The 15,428-nt window shown below is 30.3% G+C and carries 18 protein-coding genes, 1 tRNA gene and 1 pseudogene; 6 read left to right on the top strand and 14 right to left on the bottom strand.

Features of this window, described 5'->3' with window-relative positions; genetic code table 11:
* Nucleotides 1-77 precede the first annotated feature (77 nt).
* The gene (locus ACZ1HD_RS03145) at nt 78-389 is read right to left on the bottom strand and encodes a hemerythrin domain-containing protein (protein WP_472688624.1); all 312 of its coding nucleotides are present in this window, start codon (nt 387-389) and stop codon (nt 78-80) included.
* Nucleotides 390-666: 277 nt separating this feature from the next.
* On the opposite strand from ACZ1HD_RS03145, the gene ACZ1HD_RS03140 reads away from it, so the two are divergent.
* Together ACZ1HD_RS03140 and ACZ1HD_RS03135 are read left to right on the top strand one after the other, a co-directional pair.
* Nucleotides 667-1,428, top strand: coding sequence for an AraC family transcriptional regulator (locus ACZ1HD_RS03140; RefSeq protein ID WP_472688623.1), 762 nt, complete (start codon nt 667-669; stop codon nt 1,426-1,428).
* Nucleotides 1,383-1,697, top strand: coding sequence for a helix-turn-helix transcriptional regulator (locus ACZ1HD_RS03135; protein WP_472689262.1), 315 nt, complete (start codon nt 1,383-1,385; stop codon nt 1,695-1,697). The genes ACZ1HD_RS03140 and ACZ1HD_RS03135 overlap by 46 nt, the downstream gene beginning before the upstream one ends.
* Before the next feature lie 93 nt (nt 1,698-1,790).
* Here the strand turns inward: ACZ1HD_RS03135 and ACZ1HD_RS03130 are convergent, their stop codons facing one another.
* The 5 genes from ACZ1HD_RS03130 to ACZ1HD_RS03110 all read right to left on the bottom strand — a co-directional run bounded on the left by ACZ1HD_RS03130 (nt 1,791) and on the right by ACZ1HD_RS03110 (nt 4,982).
* A complete protein-coding gene (locus tag ACZ1HD_RS03130; RefSeq protein WP_472688622.1) occupies nt 1,791-1,991 on the bottom strand; it encodes a hypothetical protein in 201 nt (66 codons plus the stop codon).
* An 11-nt stretch (nt 1,992-2,002) separates the two neighbouring features.
* Nucleotides 2,003-2,350 (bottom strand): hypothetical protein, encoded by a 348-nt coding sequence (locus ACZ1HD_RS03125; RefSeq protein WP_472688621.1) that lies wholly within the window; start codon nt 2,348-2,350, stop codon nt 2,003-2,005.
* Nucleotides 2,351-2,354: 4 nt separating this feature from the next.
* Nucleotides 2,355-2,687 carry a YtxH domain-containing protein gene (locus tag ACZ1HD_RS03120; RefSeq protein WP_079738169.1) on the bottom strand — a complete coding sequence of 111 codons (333 nt, stop codon included), beginning with the start codon at nt 2,685-2,687 and terminating at the stop codon, nt 2,355-2,357.
* Between the two features lie 211 nt (nt 2,688-2,898).
* Nucleotides 2,899-4,509 carry a phosphoenolpyruvate carboxykinase (ATP) gene (pckA, locus tag ACZ1HD_RS03115; RefSeq protein WP_077811147.1) on the bottom strand — a complete coding sequence of 537 codons (1,611 nt, stop codon included), beginning with the start codon at nt 4,507-4,509 and terminating at the stop codon, nt 2,899-2,901.
* A 71-nt stretch (nt 4,510-4,580) separates the two neighbouring features.
* Nucleotides 4,581-4,982, bottom strand: a complete 402-nt coding sequence (locus ACZ1HD_RS03110; protein WP_472688620.1) for a DUF423 domain-containing protein — start codon at nt 4,980-4,982, stop codon at nt 4,581-4,583.
* Nucleotides 4,983-5,054: 72 nt separating this feature from the next.
* Between ACZ1HD_RS03110 and ACZ1HD_RS03105 the strand changes: the two genes are divergently transcribed.
* Entirely contained in the window at nt 5,055-6,425 is a 1,371-nt protein-coding gene (locus ACZ1HD_RS03105) for a saccharopine dehydrogenase family protein (protein WP_340935064.1), read from the top strand.
* Between the two features lie 9 nt (nt 6,426-6,434).
* On the opposite strand, the pseudogene ACZ1HD_RS03100 reads toward ACZ1HD_RS03105, so the two are convergent.
* From ACZ1HD_RS03100 to ACZ1HD_RS03085, 4 genes and pseudogenes are all read right to left on the bottom strand, one after another.
* A pseudogene (locus ACZ1HD_RS03100) lies at nt 6,435-7,101 on the bottom strand (tRNA1(Val) (adenine(37)-N6)-methyltransferase).
* A gap of 139 nt (nt 7,102-7,240) precedes the next feature.
* Nucleotides 7,241-7,327: transfer RNA gene (locus ACZ1HD_RS03095), tRNA-Ser, on the bottom strand.
* Between the two features lie 2 nt (nt 7,328-7,329).
* Nucleotides 7,330-7,854: a ribosome maturation factor RimM gene (gene rimM, locus ACZ1HD_RS03090; RefSeq protein WP_340935067.1), complete on the bottom strand. Its 525-nt coding sequence runs from the start codon at nt 7,852-7,854 to the stop codon at nt 7,330-7,332.
* Nucleotides 7,855-7,873: 19 nt separating this feature from the next.
* Nucleotides 7,874-8,407 (bottom strand): 30S ribosomal protein S16, encoded by a 534-nt coding sequence (locus ACZ1HD_RS03085; RefSeq protein WP_077811145.1) that lies wholly within the window; start codon nt 8,405-8,407, stop codon nt 7,874-7,876.
* Between the two features lie 305 nt (nt 8,408-8,712).
* On the opposite strand from ACZ1HD_RS03085, the gene ACZ1HD_RS03080 reads away from it, so the two are divergent.
* From ACZ1HD_RS03080 to ACZ1HD_RS03070, 3 genes are all read left to right on the top strand, one after another.
* On the top strand, nt 8,713-9,159 hold the full coding sequence (locus ACZ1HD_RS03080) for a ferritin-like domain-containing protein (RefSeq protein ID WP_077811144.1): 447 nt from the start codon (nt 8,713-8,715) through the stop codon (nt 9,157-9,159).
* A 162-nt stretch (nt 9,160-9,321) separates the two neighbouring features.
* The gene (locus ACZ1HD_RS03075; RefSeq protein ID WP_472688619.1) at nt 9,322-9,672 is read left to right on the top strand and encodes a cyclic nucleotide-binding domain-containing protein; all 351 of its coding nucleotides are present in this window, start codon (nt 9,322-9,324) and stop codon (nt 9,670-9,672) included.
* Between the two features lie 68 nt (nt 9,673-9,740).
* A complete protein-coding gene (locus ACZ1HD_RS03070; RefSeq protein ID WP_472688618.1) occupies nt 9,741-9,947 on the top strand; it encodes a hypothetical protein in 207 nt (68 codons plus the stop codon).
* Between the two features lie 39 nt (nt 9,948-9,986).
* On the opposite strand, the gene ACZ1HD_RS03065 is transcribed toward ACZ1HD_RS03070, so the two are convergent.
* The 4 genes from ACZ1HD_RS03065 to ACZ1HD_RS03050 all read right to left on the bottom strand — a co-directional run bounded on the left by ACZ1HD_RS03065 (nt 9,987) and on the right by ACZ1HD_RS03050 (nt 15,273).
* Nucleotides 9,987-11,027: an alkaline phosphatase D family protein gene (locus tag ACZ1HD_RS03065; RefSeq protein ID WP_472688617.1), complete on the bottom strand. Its 1,041-nt coding sequence runs from the start codon at nt 11,025-11,027 to the stop codon at nt 9,987-9,989.
* Between the two features lie 11 nt (nt 11,028-11,038).
* Nucleotides 11,039-12,043 (bottom strand): endonuclease/exonuclease/phosphatase family protein, encoded by a 1,005-nt coding sequence (locus ACZ1HD_RS03060; RefSeq protein WP_472688616.1) that lies wholly within the window; start codon nt 12,041-12,043, stop codon nt 11,039-11,041.
* A 69-nt stretch (nt 12,044-12,112) separates the two neighbouring features.
* The gene (locus tag ACZ1HD_RS03055) at nt 12,113-14,179 is read right to left on the bottom strand and encodes an outer membrane beta-barrel protein (protein WP_472689261.1); all 2,067 of its coding nucleotides are present in this window, start codon (nt 14,177-14,179) and stop codon (nt 12,113-12,115) included.
* 254 nt (nt 14,180-14,433) lie between these two features.
* Nucleotides 14,434-15,273, bottom strand: a complete 840-nt coding sequence (locus ACZ1HD_RS03050; RefSeq protein ID WP_472688615.1) for a carboxypeptidase-like regulatory domain-containing protein — start codon at nt 15,271-15,273, stop codon at nt 14,434-14,436.
* Between the last annotated feature and the right edge of the window lie 155 nt (nt 15,274-15,428).

The raw sequence follows: 15,428 nt of genomic DNA, 5'->3' as shown, positions 1-15,428 counted from the left end.
AGCTCTTATCTAAAAGAACTATTAGTGCAAATACTTTTATAATTAACTCTATAAATTTTTAGAGTTTTTTTTGATATTTATACAGCTATGTTCTCTTTCATGTACTTTCTATAGCTAGTTGCCAAAGTAATTTTTTCTTTTTCTGAAAAAACTTTACCTGATAATTGAAAAAACTGATGTTCTTCATCTTCTAGATGATGCTCCACTTTTTCTTTTAAATCTTTTGCTGTTTTTAACCATGCAGAAGAATCGTAGTCGGTTTCTTCTAATTTTTCTATCAACTCATCTATTTCATGATGTTCTGCAATACCGTGTCTTGCTTTTTCTTGCATCATATCATTAGTAATTAAAGGCTTGTAAAAATGACGTTCTTCTGCGTTTGCATGCACTTCTAACTCTTCTTTTAATTCTTTAAATAATTGATCTCTTAAGTTTGTGTCTCCGAAGTATCAACTAATTTGTCTAAAAGTTCTCTTTGCTTGTCGTGGTCTATTCTTATTTCCTCGTAAATATTCATGATATATTTTTTTTATTTGTTCAAATTTACAGCCGAAATCGAAAATTTTTTAGCTCTTTTCCTAAAAGTATTAATCGATATGATTTTTCTAAATAATTTTAAGTTATCTTTATAAGTAGAACATTTACAGTAACTTCAAGTATTTAATTATGATAACAATTGATATAATTGCGAACAGTCAGAAAGATTTACTTGAACAAATACAGCAAAAAATTGGCGGTTCTATTATAAATAATTGGAACGAAAGTATTCTAACCATAGACAATGAAAATGCTATAGGCACTTTACGATTTGTCCCTTTTGATTGGGGCGTGAATCTACTAGATTTTGACATTACACTTCGAAAAGAGTTTGTTTTTAAAATCTTAGCGCAACCGGAGTTTAATCCTATCCGGTTTTTATATCCTTCAGTTGGTTCTTTTAAACATCGATTTGGTGTAGACAATACAGAAAAAAAGGTAGAACAATTTCAATCTTTAATTTTCACAAATAAAACAGGCGGTTATAATTACCTACATTTCATCAAAAACGAACACTTAAATCTAAATTTAATAGAAATTGTAAGAAAACAATTTTTACAAAAGAGAACCTCTAACGTTTCTAGCCTAAACAAAAAATTATATGAAGTTTTTGCTGATACAGATCATGAAAATCGTTTTTCTAATTATGGTACACTTAATTTAAAAATGGCCGATTTAATTAAGAAGCTCAAAAAAGTAAAAGGCAAAGGGATGCTTAGAATTCTTAAAATTGAAGCTGTAGTGTACGAAATATTGTCTTTACACATACAACAACATAATAGACTTTTAGCTGGTGTACCACTACCAACTTCTTTAGATAAAAGCGAATTAAAAATTATTAGAAAATTAAGTGTACTTATTTTAAAAGACCGGAAAAAGATTATTCTTTAGAAGATTTATCTTTAAAATCAGGTTTAACGCAATCGAAATTACAAGATGGTTTTAAATTTTTATACAATAGAACAGTTACAGAATATATAAGACATGTTCGATTAGAATCTGCTAGAGATTTAATTAGAACTACAGATTTAAATATTTCTCAAATAGTATATTCAATCGGTTTTAGTAGCAGAAGTTATTTTTCTAAAATATTTAGAGAAAAATATGATATCACTCCTAATCAGTTTAAGAAAAGATTAACCGCAGTATTAGAGCAATAAAAAAACCTCAGCGCATTCACGCTGAGGTTCATCAATCAACCAACCACTTATTCGAATATTATAAAAACAATCGAATAACTTTGCTGTTATATTTTATTTAAAAATCTTTTTTATAAATACTAAAGCACTGTATTTACTTAAAAACTTTAGAGAACTACTTAAAATATTTAATGGCTTTAAGCTTTCTTCAAAATCATTTTTCACAACTTTTAGTTCTTCTAATGCGATGTCTCTTTCTAAAGCTAATTGCTTTAAATCTCTGTCAATTTCCTGGAAACTAGTATAGTTTTTCATAACTTTTATATTTAATTAAAAAATACATCAGACATTTTACTAATAACTTTTTTATCTAAAGTTTTTCTAAAAAGATAACAAAGCAATGCAACAACAATTATAATTCCTGCTACAGCTAAATACCCTAAAGCACTACTGTTAAAAAGTTCTCCTAATGCTATTGCTGCCGATATTGATAAGAAAACAAAGCCAATAAAAGCCAAACCTCCTAATAAAAGTATTTTAGCAATCATACCTATAGTTAAGGCAGATATTTGAAACGCTTTTAATTTTGCATGCTCGTAAGATTTTGAAACAAACTCTTTACCAGCATCTGTACCTTTGTCTGCAGAATTACTAAAACTTTTAAAAATGCTCATCTATTTAGACAGATTTTTGTAATTTTTTATTTTTCTCTTTTAACTCTTTCAGCTTTTTCTCTAAAGTAGTAATTACATCTTCTGCTTTATGACTAACGTTAGAAACTACATTTTCTAATTGCGTATCTAAAGTTTCTTTTTTGTCTGAAACAGTAGAAGAAACTTGACTTTGCAATTCGGAAGCTCTTTCTGTCATTTTGTCTTTTGCTGCAATCGCTTCTTCAGAAATTCTCTTTCTTGTTTTTTCTCCTTTATCCGGTGCAAATAAAATACCTAAGGTTGCCCCTATTACTGTACCTGCTAATAAACCTACTACTGTGTTGCTACTATTGCTCATATTTATTTTTTTATGGTTAACTTTCTCTGTTGTTCTAATTATTGCAATTTCTATACCATTATAAGTACACCGCAAAGATAATTTGAAAGAGTAGTTTACATTAACTCTATAACTTCAAATCTTGACTCAAACCAATTTTTAATGAAAAACATGCTTAAAACGCAAAAAACACCTCAAAAAGAGGTGTTTTTATTAAAAAATATGTTTTTATCTAAAAAGCATAACGTTGTGGACCTCCTCTTCGGATGTCTTCACTAGCTACATCTTCAAATTGTTTAAAGTTGTGTCTAAATGCATTAGATAATTTAAAAGCTGTTTTATAGTAGGCTTCATCATTGTTCCATGTAGCTCTCGGACTTAATAATTCCGTTGGTACACCAGGACAACTTCTAGGTTGCGCCACACCAAAAACAGAGTGAATATGATAATCTTCGTATGTGTAACTTCCTAAATCGCCGTTTAAAACAGCAGAAATCATTGCTCTTGTATATTTTAATGGCATTCTTCTACCAACACCATATTGTCCACCGGACCAACCTGTATTAATTAACCACACGTTTACACCTGCATCTTTCATCTTCTTACTAAGCATTTCTGCATATTTAGTTGGATGTAAAGGCATAAAAGGCGCACCAAAACACGCAGAAAAACTTGGTGTTGGTTCTGTTACACCTGCTTCTGTACCTGCAACTTTAGCTGTATAACCGGATATAAAGTGATATGCAGCTTGGTTAGGTGTTAATTTAGATATTGGAGGCAACACACCAAAAGCATCTGCCGTTAAAAAGAAAATATTTTTAGGATTTTTACCAATTGATGGTTTTTTAATATTTTCTATATGATAAATTGGATAACTAACTCTAGTATTTTGTGTTATTGATATGTCTGCAAAGTCTATTTCACCTTTATCGTCCATAATAACATTTTCTAAGATTGCTCCTTTTTTAATGGCTCCAAAAATTTCTGGTTCTTGCTCTTTAGAAAGGTTTATTACTTTGGCATAACAACCTCCTTCAAAGTTAAAAACAGAGTTTTCTGCAGTCCAACCGTGCTCATCATCACCAATTAAACTTCTATCTGGATCTGTAGAAAGTGTTGTTTTACCTGTACCAGATAATCCGAAGAAAATAGCCGTATCACCATCTTTACCAACGTTTGCAGAACAATGCATTGGTAAAGTGTTTTTATAAACTGGTAAGATAAAATTCAAAGCAGAAAAAATTCCTTTTTTAATTTCACCAGTATATCCTGTACCACCAATTAAAGCAATTTTTCTTGTAAAGTTTAAAATTGCAAAGTTATGCTGACGTGTACCATCTACCGCTGCATCTGCCATAAAACCAGGTGCATTAACAACCGTCCATTCTGCATCAAATGTTTTAAGTTCTTCTTCTGTAGGTCTTAAAAACATATTATGAGCAAACATATTACTCCAAGGATATTCGTTTACAACGCGAATATTTAATTTATAATCTTCGTCTGCACAAGCATAAGAATCTCTTACAAATAATTCTTTATCCGAAAGGTAATCGGTTACTTTGTTATAAAGTGCATCAAATTTATCAGCGTCAAATGGTAAGTTAATATCACTCCACCAAACTTGGTCTTTGGTAATATCATCTTTTACGATAAACCTATCTTTTGGTGATCTTCCTGTAAACTCTCCGGTATTAACCGCAATTGCGCCTAAAGAAGATTCTACACCTTGTTCTTTTTCTAAAGTTTCTGCATGCAGTTCATCCGAAGTTAATTGGTAACGAACAGTTGCATTTCTGATTCCTAAATTTTCTAACGAAATCGATTTCGTATTTAGATTTATCATTTCTATAATTTTAGTTGTGTTTCTATTATTACACGACAAAATTAAACAATATTTTTTTACAGAAAAGTTATTTACCTCTTTTTTATGAATATATTATTTATTTGATATTTTTTTACGAATAGTGTAATCATTAAAATCCAACCAATTATAAAAAACAAACCACCCAATGGTGTTACAAACCAAATAGATTTTGCCGTAATTGAAGTTAAATTTATTGCATAAATAGAACCTGAAAAGAATAAAATTCCTAAAAAGAAAAATAAACTTATCTTATTTTTTTGAGAAATTGTAAATCCGTTATAAGTATTTACAAAAAGTAAAACTATTACATGATACATTTGATATCTAACCGCTGTTTCGAAACTAAGCAACTCTGTTGCAGATAAACTTTCTTTTAATGCATGCGCGCCGAAAGCACCTAAAACAATAGCCAAAGCACCAAGCACACTAGTAATAATTAAATTTTTAAACATTTTTAATGGTTTTTGTTTAATTTTAAACAATTAATGTATATTCGTATTACATACAAAAATACATCTTATTCCATGAAAAACATTCTAATTATTGGCGCAGGTAAATCTAGTTCTTCTCTTATAAAATATCTTTTAGACAAATCTGAACAAGAAAATATCTACATTACAATAGGTGATGTATCTGTTGATAATGCAAAAAAATTAATTGGAAAACAAAAGAATGCAAAAGCTATTCAATTGGATGTTTTTGATCAAGAAAATCGCTTAAAGTGTATTGAAAATGCAAATATTGTAATTTCTATGTTACCTGCAAGATTTCATATTGAAGTAGCAAAAGATTGTATCAAATTAAAAAAACATTTGGTAACCGCTTCTTATATATCCGAAGAAATGAAAGCCTTAGATTCTAAAGCAAAAGAAAATGGTTTGGTATTTATGAATGAAATTGGTGTAGACCCAGGAATTGATCACATGAGTGCAATGCAAGTTCTTGATAAATTAAGAGAAAAAAATGCCAAATTACTTTTATTTGAATCTTTTACAGGCGGATTAGTAGCACCAGAAAGCGACACTAATTTATGGAATTACAAATTTACTTGGAATCCGAGAAATGTAGTTTTAGCAGGACAAGGCGGTGCCGCAATGTTTATACAAGAAGGAACTTACAAATACATACCTTATCATAAATTATTTAGACGTACAGAGTTTTTAAAAATTAATGGAAGCGGAAATTTTGAAGCCTATGCTAACAGAGATTCTTTAAAATATAGAAATGTTTACGGTTTAGAAAACATACCAACAATGTACAGAGGCACCATTAGAAAAGTTGGTTTTTCTAGAGCATGGAATATTTTTGTGCAATTGGGTATGACAGATGATACATACATCATAGAAAATTCTGATAAAATGAGCTATAGAGATTTTGTAAATCTATTTTTAGCCTATTCACCTTCAGATTCTGTTGAACTAAAATTACGTTCGTATTTAAAAATTGATCAAGATGATATTATGTGGCAAAAATTAGTTGAGCTTGATCTTTTTAATCCTAAGAAAATTATTGGTTTAAAAAACGCAACCCCTGCACAAATGTTGCAAAAAATTCTCGAAGATTCTTGGACATTACAAGAAGATGATAAAGACATGATTGTTATGCAACATTTATTTGGTTACGAATTAAACGGAGAAAAAAAACAAATAGAAAGTAGCTTGGTTGTTATTGGCGAAAATCAAAAATATACTGCTATGGCAAAAACTGTTGGTTTACCGGTTGCAATTGCTGCTTTAAAGATTTTAAAAGGCGAAATTAAAACTCCGGGAGTACAACTACCTATTTCTAAAGAAGTGTACGAGCCAATTTTAAAAGAATTAGAAAATTACGGAATAAAATTTAAAGAAAAAGAAGTGCCTTATTTAGGTTATAATCCAAATAACGTTATTGGCTAACATAAAAATTTACATATTTAAATAAAAATCTTTTGTAAGATTTTTATAAGCTTCTGTATATTCATGTCGAGAGATTTCTATTGTTAAATTTTCTAACGAAAATTCTTTTTCAATAAAAGAAAACTCTAATAAACTTCTTTTAATTTCTGATGTTTCTGTGCCTTTAACTCGGCAAATTCTAGTAGGAAATAAATGATTTTTTTGCTAAATCAATAAAACCTGTTTCTTCTTTAAAAGGAATAATTACAGAAAAAACACCCGATTTAGATAAAATTTTTGCTGTATTACTTATTAAATCTTCAAATGATAAAGCCGATGTAAATCTAGCTTGATTTACGGCATTGTCGTCGGTTTCGAAATTATCTGTATAAAATGGCGGGTTAGAAACTATAACATCATACTCTTCTTCCTCCTCCTCTATTTCGTCTGCAAATTCTTTAAAAGTTGCATTGTAACAATACAAACGGTCTGCCCAATCAGATTTTTCAAAATTATCTACACTTTGTTCGTAAGCACCTTCATCAATTTCTACAGCATCAATAGTCATTGCATCACAACGTTGTGCTATCATTAAAGAAATAACACCTGTACCAGAACCAACATCTAAAACAGTATCTGGATACTCACCTAAAGAACACCAAGCTCCTAATAAAACACCGTCTGTACCAATTTTCATGGCAGTTTTATCTTGATGCACCGTAAACTCTTTAAATCTAAATGGTTTTGACAAAATATTAGTTTTTTAAACTAAAAATTCTGTGTTTAATTACACAGAACTTTTTAAATAATTAAATTTTAAATATATATTTTTTTAGCAGAGAGAAAGGGATTCGAACCCTTGGTACCGTTACCAGCACACTACCTTTCCAGGGTAGCCTATTCGACCGCTCTAGCACCTCTCTTTTTATAGATAAAGTTCTATAAGTCCGTTAGGAGTTTCTACTTCTATAGTTTTATTTTCTCTATCAACTTTTTTAATAAAATCGTCTACCATTGGTATAAATACCTCGTTACCATCTCTATCGATTTCAAATAATGGTTGAGCAGCTTTGTCATTTATATGAACAATTGTACCGACTTCGCCAAAATTAGCATCAACCACTTTAAAACCTATTACTTCGTGGTAATAAAACTTATCTCCGGTTAGTTTTGGTAACATTGTTGTGGGTAAATAAACACCACATTTTAAAATTGAATCTGCCTCTTCTTCAGAGTAAACATCTTCAAACTGCACACGTAGTTGATTACCTTTATGTAGCGAGCTTTTATCAATAAAAAATGGAACCAGGTTTGTGCCAAATTCGACATAAACTGATTCCATATTTTTGTACAACTCGGGTTCGTCTGTATCTAACTTGATAACAACTTCGCCCTTAAAACTATATTTTGTTACGATTCTGCCCAAATAAAAACAATCTTCTTTACGCATATTCGTATAACTTTATAATTTATTCTGCTGCTTTTTCTGCTGCTTCATCAATAGTTTCTGGAGCTGCTTCTTCTGTAGCTACTTCTTCAGCAACCTCTTCTACAACTGGTTTAGCTGCTTCAATTCTTGCTTCGTTAACTGCTTTTTCTGCTGCTAAAGCTGCTGCTTTTGCATCAGATTGAGCTTTAGATAAACCTGCTTCTTTATCAGCAATTTTTGTAGACTTTGCCTCTAACCAAGCTGCAAATTTTGCATCTGCTTGCTCTTGAGTTAAAGCACCTTTTCTAACACCACCAGCTAAATGATTTTTTAACATTGCACCTTTGTAAGATAAAATGTTTTTTGCAGTTTGTGTTGGTTGTGCACCATTTTGTAACCATTGTACAGCTTTATCTACGTTTAAGTTGATTTCTGCAGGGTTTACGTTAGGATTGTAAGTACCAATTTTTTCTAAGTATTTACCATCTCTTTTTGCACGAGCATCAGCGGCAACGATCCAATAGAATGGTTTCCCTTTTTTACCGTGTCTTTGTAATCTGATTTTTACAGACATAATTTGTTAATTTTTTAAGGTTCTCGACCTTGATTATTAATAATCTTACCATCTCGTGGTAAGTGGGCGCAAAAATACAACTTTTTTTCTATTAATCAACTATTATATTGGCTCACAATGATTTTGATAAAAATGTTAAAGCTTAACCCACTATTTTAACATTAAGACCGTTAAAAATAGTTAAGAAATCACAAACCTTGTTAAACATCTTTTATCTTCTAATTTAGCTTGTATCTTTGAGTTGCAGATGCGAAACAATACACATCTATAAAAAACGATATTGAAATTAAAATGAAAATGACACAATGAAGTACACAGAAAAAATTTCGAATAAGTTAAACGAATTACTAGAGAAAAATTACGATGCAGAGAAAGGATATTTAAACTCTGCAGAAAACGTAGAAAGTTCTAATTTAAAAATTTTCTTTAAAAATAGAGCTTCAGAAAGAAGCCAATTTGCTAAAGAATTAAGAACAGAAATATTGTCTTACGGCCAAATTCCGGAAGATGACGGATCTTTTAAAGGTGCAATGCACAGAAACTGGATGTCTTTAAAGTCTTTATTTAGTACAAATGATGAAGAGGCAATTTTAGAGGAAGCTTTAAGAGGTGAAAAAGCAAGTTTAGAAGAGTATAAAGAGATTTTAAAGGAAGATGCTTTTGCACCATCAACAAGAAAAATGTTAGAACAACAACAGCAAAAAATTCAATCAGCTATTAATATTTTAATGGTCGAAGAAGAATTAGCATAGTTAATAAATAGTGAAATTTGAATTTGATAATAGTTAGTTAATTAAAAGTCAATCCTTAATTGGATTGGCTTTTTTTTATAAAATGATGTTAAATAATAATTGCTTAACATTAGAGCATGCGTAAAAATTTACATTTATCTGCTAAATCAATTAAACAACATAATGAACGATATTAGACCGATTAATAAAGGTTTTGAAGATTTTAAGCTTTTACCCTATTTACAAAGTTTAAACAAACCAATTAATGATCAATTAATATTTGAGATTGATGTAAAAAAGAACGATTACATCTATTTACCACCAAACAAAGACAATTTTATTTACGAAATAATAACAGGTGCAGTAAAATTAGGTGGCTATTCTGATGACGGTGATAGTTTTGTATATGAAGTTTTACCTCATAATGAGTTTTTTGGTAATTTAAAATATCTAAATGGTATTTTTAATGAATACGCAAAAGCTTTAATCGATTGCAAAATAAGATTATATGACCTAGATTTTTTAAAAACTTAACCACAACAGAACCCGCTGTTACAAATTGGTTTATTTCTTACATTGTAAAAAGATGGTGTTCTGCAGAGGTGAAATTAAAGACTATTAAAGAAAAAAATATTGAAGATAAAGTAAAGTCTTTGCAAGAATATTACAATATCGAAGTTACAAATACAAAAGGACAACGTTTTTTATTGAGTAATCTACTTTCTAAAAAAGACATGGGTGACCTTATTGGAGTCACCCGTCAAACTATTGCTACAACACTTCAAAAAGAAAAACAGCTTGTCTTTTAAATACTGAAATAAAATAATATTTAGAGTAAACGCTTTTAATTATTTTAAAGGATAAACTTGCTCTATTTTTTGCTGTAAAGTATCATCTCCTCGCATTTCCATTCCTACACTATTTTTGTCAAAATTAATTTTTAACACTCCGAAACTTATTGACGACACAACCTTACCAATTCTTGCCGGATTGTATTCTTTTGTAAAATTCTTACTTGCATGCGTCATTCCACTAGAAGTAAAATCAATTAACGGATATGCTAAACCACTTACTTCTTCTTTAGAAAACTCTGATATATGACGATCTCCAGATAATAGAATTACATTATTAGCTTTTGAAGACACAATTAAATCTAACATTTTTTTACGTTCTAACGGAAAATTTGCCCATTTTTCATACGGATGCTTTTCTGCTATTACTTGTATACTACTTAAAATGATATTAAACTGTGCGTTAGAATTAACTAATTCATTTTCTAACCAAGCCCATTGTTTTTCCCCAAGAATCGTACGATTCTCTTGATCTCCGTTTACACTTTTTTTACTGATATCTGTTCTAAAATAACGAGTATCTAACAACATAATTTTCACGGAACCTTTAGCCGTTTTTATAACTTCAGAATGATAAACGCCTTCTCTATTTCTTCTAGCAGAGTTTTTATCAACTCCTAAGAAATTTAACAATAACTCCTGACTTTTTTCTTTTTTCGGATATTCTACACCCGCATCATTTGCACCAAAATCATGATCATCCCAAACTCCTAAAATTTTTGTTTGTTTTAAAAGAGCATCATAACCTTTTTGCTTTTTTTGAAGATTATAATCTGCTTCCATTTTAGCCATATCTTCTGTATCTGCATAAATAATATCTCCTCCCCAAAGCCATACATCTGGGTTTACAGCTGCAACATCATCCCATAATAAATTCTTTTGATTCGGTTTATTACAAGATCCAAAAGCGAGTGTAAAGTCTGCAGTTTTATCGTTTGTAGATTGCTTTGAAGCTGTATTGTTTTCAGTTGATTTAAAGGTTGTTTTACATGAATATACTGTAAAAGCAACAAATACTATTATTATAATTTTTTTCATTGATATTTTTTCTAATTAATGTTAAATTTTGCTACAACAGGTAAATGATCACTAATAATGCTCATTTTATTTGCATTGTATAATTGAGGTACACTTGCAGATTTTTGAATATATTCTTTAAACATATTTGTGTTTATTAAGATATAATCTAATCTACGTTTAGGATCTTTAGAATTGTGCGTCATGATGTTTTTTGGCAAAGGATCGATAAATCTTTCTTTCTTCACTTTTTCATTTAAAAACATATTTATTTCTTCACTTTTTTGTACACTATTAAAATCTCCAAGAACCATAATGTTTTTATTTTTATCCTCTTTTAAAAAACGTTTAAACTGCTGTTTTAAAAAGTTAATCTGTCCTTTTCTCATTGCTATATTTCTCTCTCCTCTACCAGCTTTTAAATGAACTCCCGTAAGAAGAAAATTATAATTTTTACTTGGATAAACTTCTATAGACCACATTACGGTATTTAAATTATTTTGAGTTTGCGCTAATCCGTTTTCATCTTTATAATTTAAAACAGGCGTTGTTACATTACCATAACCATATATTATACCCAAAGGCACTTTGCTCATGACAACTACATTCATATACCAACCATGACTTGGTATATCTGCAAAGTATTTATATCCTAAGTTTTTCAATTTAGTTGCTGCAATATTTTTTAAAAAGCTAGCACTTTCAAACTCTTGAAGCACAACAATATCTGCATTTATCTTAGTTAAAGCATCCGCTAGATAAGCTACTTTATTACTCATTAAAGAGTCTGGGTTATTCTCTCTTTTAGAATCTATGTAGGGGTTATCGAAAGCATCCACAAAATGCTCTACATTCCATGTTAAAACTTTAAAACTTTTTTTATTTACAAACTTATAATCAACAGGTAAAACGGCTCCGGTTTTATTTGCTAGATAATTTTCTTTAGCAAAAGAATTATCTGTATCGATAAGATTTTTAGATTGAGAACAACCAATAATCATTAATAAGGTTACAACTATATATATGCTATATTTCATAAATTACATTTTGTTAAAAAAAGGCCTGATAAAAATTTACCAAGCCTTAAAAACTAAATCAACACTATTTTAATTAAAAGAATATCTAACACCTAATTGTAATCTCCATGGAGTTCCATTAATTGGTTCTGTACCCGCACCAGTTTGTACGCTATAAGTATAACTTTTGGTATTTTGATCGAAACCAGTGATATTCATAAAATTTCTTCTTCTACTAAAGTTATTTGTTCTTCCCCATTCTTTGTTAAGTAAGTTCATAAAATTGAAAACATCTGCAGAAAACTCTAAAGCACTTTTAGAACCATTAAATTCAATTTTTTTCTGAAGACGAAGATCTACAGTTGCTCTAAATGGGTTTTTACCACCATTTCTTTCTGCAAAACCACCAAAACTTTCTCTTAAATACTCTTTAAAACCATCTGTAGTTTCTGGATCGTTTAAAATTTCGTTGTAATCATCTACAATATTTTGTGGTGTACTTGGATCTGCTGGATCGTAGATATATGCAATATCATTGCTCAAGTTAAAATCTCCGTTTGCACTTTTGTTTCCTGAAGTATGTAAAGAATATCTAGATCCGCCAGTACCAACAACAGTAGCACCTAAGGTAAAACCTTTCCAAGTTGGTGTTGCTCCGTTTACAACAAGTTTAGTATCAAAATGATTATCAGAATACCCATAATTTAAATCTCTAGGATCTCCTGTAACAGGTAAAAAAGTAGATGTATTTGCAACACAACAGTTGTAAGAAGAATTATCTTTAGAACTATTTACGGTAAAACTTGCGTTTAAATAACCGTCTTCACCAATTTTTGCAGAACCTTCTACAACTAAAGCTAAATTATCTAGAATTCCATCAGAATTTAAAACCAACGTTCTTCCAACTAAATCGGATGCTCTTGACGCTGTCCAATCTGCTCTTCCGTTTGAAGGAATTGTATTTGCAGGCACAAAAACTTCTCTTCCTTCTGGTGTTACAAAATAAGGCTCTGAAACTAAATTAGCTTCTTGATAAACATAATTGTTCTTAGTATGACTAAAAATTGCGTTTACACCTAAACTATATTTATCTCCGAAAAAGTGTGTATAATTTACGTTTGCCTTGTATATTGTTGGAATTTCGAAATCTGGGCTTACAGCATTTATTGTAGAAAACGGTGTAACACCTGCTGGCACACCAGGAACTGTACTTGGATCGTTTCTGTAACCAGGAAAGTCTGGAGAAGGAACATCTGCACCTGTAACATCAACTGCACCAATTAATGTTCCGCTATTTTGTATATTATTTACTTGCGCATAATAATGTGGCTGAGAAGTAAAAATACCTCCACCAAGTTTTAAAATATCTGTGTCTTTTCCTTTTATATTCCATATTAATTGAAACCTTGGTTGAATATTATCAAAATCTTCCGGCTTTACATCTGTACGAATTCCTAACTCTTGAAAAACTAATGGATTAAATTCTGCCGAATTAACAAATGCTGTTGCGTCATATCTAATGCCTGCAGAAAAATTTAAATTAGGATTGATATCAAATTCTACTTGTCCGAAAACTGATAAATCTAAAACAGTTTGCTTTACCAAAGTAGAACCTTGTAACGGAACTTCTCTTGCAAATCTAGACGGATTTAAATTATCGAAATCATCTAAAGAATCGAAGAAAAAACGACCATTTTGCTCATTTGACAACTGCGTTTCTAATGCAGTTATCATATTATCTGTACCAAAAGTAAAATTAAACTTTCCTTTAGTTAAATAGGTTGTGTTAGAAATTTGTATTTGATTTTCTAAATTTGTTTCTGGTGTAAAACGCTGTCCACCTAACTGCACACTTCTATTACTTGTTTTTCCGTTTGGCAAAACAGATTCTACTTGTACAATTGCTCTTGGTATGTTTTGAGAAGGCAATTCAGAATTTGGACTAAATATACGTTCTGCACGCTGATATTGTACTTTAAATTCGTTGGTTACACTTGGCGTAAAAACAGAACGTAAAGACAAAAACATACTATTTTCTTTTGATACAAAATCAGAAAAAGATTCTGCAATCTCAATACTAGAATTATCACTTACACTAAAAGGATTGTCCCATTTATTATACAAATTTCTAAATGTTAATCTATGCTTATCATTTATTTGCCAATCAAGTCTAAAGAACAGGTTATTTGCCTCTGTTACTCTATCAAATTGACCAATTTGCTGTGAATTACTTACACCATATTTATCTCTACCAATCTGTAAAAATCTATTTAAATTACCTTCAGTTATTCCTAATCTATTCGCATCGTCGTCACTTTCTATATTTGCGATAAATTGAGGATCACCGGCATCTTGTCTTTCGTAAACTAAGAAAAAATGTAATTTATCTTCAATTATTGGTCCTCCAATACTTAAACCAGATTGCGAATTGTAAAAATCTGCACTTCTTTCTTGACCTTGTATTGTATATTGACTTTGTAAATTATCTGCTCTGTGATAAAAAATGCACTTCCTTCAAAATTATTTGTACCAGATTTAGTAACCGAAGTAATAGAGCCACCACCTTGTCTACCTTGCGTAACGTCATAATCGTTTGTAGACACTTCAAATTCTCTAATTGCTTCTTGAGAAATTGTATAAGGTCCACGACCAATTTCACCTGCTGTTAGTGTATTTCTAAAATTTACACCATCAATAGTAACATTTGTAGATGTTCTTCTTTGCCCACCAAGATTTATGCTTCCGCCACCCTGTAAAGGAGACAGACTTGTTAATCTTGTAAAATTTCTTCCTTCGGATGGTAAATTTTTAATTTGACCTGCGCCAATTTTTGTTGATGCGCCTACTTGTTGTATTCTTTTTACAATACTATTTGTAGAAATTACAATTTCACTTAAAGAAGTAGAAGATTCTTGTAAAGTAAAATCTAAAGAAATTGCATCGTTAAGGTTTAACATAAAACCTTTTTTTACAGCATCTTGAAAGCCCAAAAATTTAGCAGTTACATTATAAGGACCTCCCAAAGGCAATTGCTGTATTTTATAATTACCGGTTTCATTAGTTGTTGTACCAGATGTAAAACCAGTAGCCGTGTTTTTTACAATAACAGTTGCACCCATTAAAGGCAAGCCTTCTGCATCTATAATTTTACCTTTAACAGTCGCATTTGTAGCCTGACCATAGGTTTGATTACTGTTTAAAAACAACATACCAAAAGCAAACAATGCTACAATGGTTATTCGTGTTTTCATTATTGATAGTTTCATAATTTAAATAAAAGTTAGGTTTTTAATTAACCTCAAAACTATAATCCAAAACAGCAAAACCGATGTTAAATATTAACATTGATAAAGACTTAATATTAACTTAAGATAGATTTAATATTAAAAAGAATAACCAAATTTGT

Source organism: Polaribacter sp. HA6-7, from assembly GCF_055693625.1.
This window is presented reverse-complemented; position numbering and strand designations above follow the sequence as displayed.

Bases quoted from the DNA above. Each gene is read 5' to 3' on its own strand.
- ACZ1HD_RS03110 (WP_472688620.1), bottom strand. From the start codon at position 4,982: ATGTTTAAAAATTTAATTATTACTAGTGTGCTTGGTGCTTTGGCTATT.
- ACZ1HD_RS03050 (WP_472688615.1), bottom strand. From the start codon at position 15,273: ATGAAAACACGAATAACCATTGTAGCATTGTTTGCTTTTGGTATGTTG.
- ACZ1HD_RS03080 (WP_077811144.1), top strand. From the start codon at position 8,713: ATGAAGTACACAGAAAAAATTTCGAATAAGTTAAACGAATTACTAGAG.
- ACZ1HD_RS03105 (WP_340935064.1), top strand. From the start codon at position 5,055: ATGAAAAACATTCTAATTATTGGCGCAGGTAAATCTAGTTCTTCTCTT.
- ACZ1HD_RS03130 (WP_472688622.1), bottom strand. From the start codon at position 1,991: ATGAAAAACTATACTAGTTTCCAGGAAATTGACAGAGATTTAAAGCAA.
- ACZ1HD_RS03065 (WP_472688617.1), bottom strand. From the start codon at position 11,027: ATGAAAAAAATTATAATAATAGTATTTGTTGCTTTTACAGTATATTCA.
- ACZ1HD_RS03060 (WP_472688616.1), bottom strand. From the start codon at position 12,043: ATGAAATATAGCATATATATAGTTGTAACCTTATTAATGATTATTGGT.
- ACZ1HD_RS03075 (WP_472688619.1), top strand. From the start codon at position 9,322: ATGAACGATATTAGACCGATTAATAAAGGTTTTGAAGATTTTAAGCTT.
- ACZ1HD_RS03140 (WP_472688623.1), top strand. From the start codon at position 667: ATGATAACAATTGATATAATTGCGAACAGTCAGAAAGATTTACTTGAA.
- ACZ1HD_RS03085 (WP_077811145.1), bottom strand. From the start codon at position 8,407: ATGTCTGTAAAAATCAGATTACAAAGACACGGTAAAAAAGGGAAACCA.
- rimM (WP_340935067.1), bottom strand. From the start codon at position 7,854: ATGCGTAAAGAAGATTGTTTTTATTTGGGCAGAATCGTAACAAAATAT.
- ACZ1HD_RS03125 (WP_472688621.1), bottom strand. From the start codon at position 2,350: ATGAGCATTTTTAAAAGTTTTAGTAATTCTGCAGACAAAGGTACAGAT.
- ACZ1HD_RS03120 (WP_079738169.1), bottom strand. From the start codon at position 2,687: ATGAGCAATAGTAGCAACACAGTAGTAGGTTTATTAGCAGGTACAGTA.
- pckA (WP_077811147.1), bottom strand. From the start codon at position 4,509: ATGATAAATCTAAATACGAAATCGATTTCGTTAGAAAATTTAGGAATC.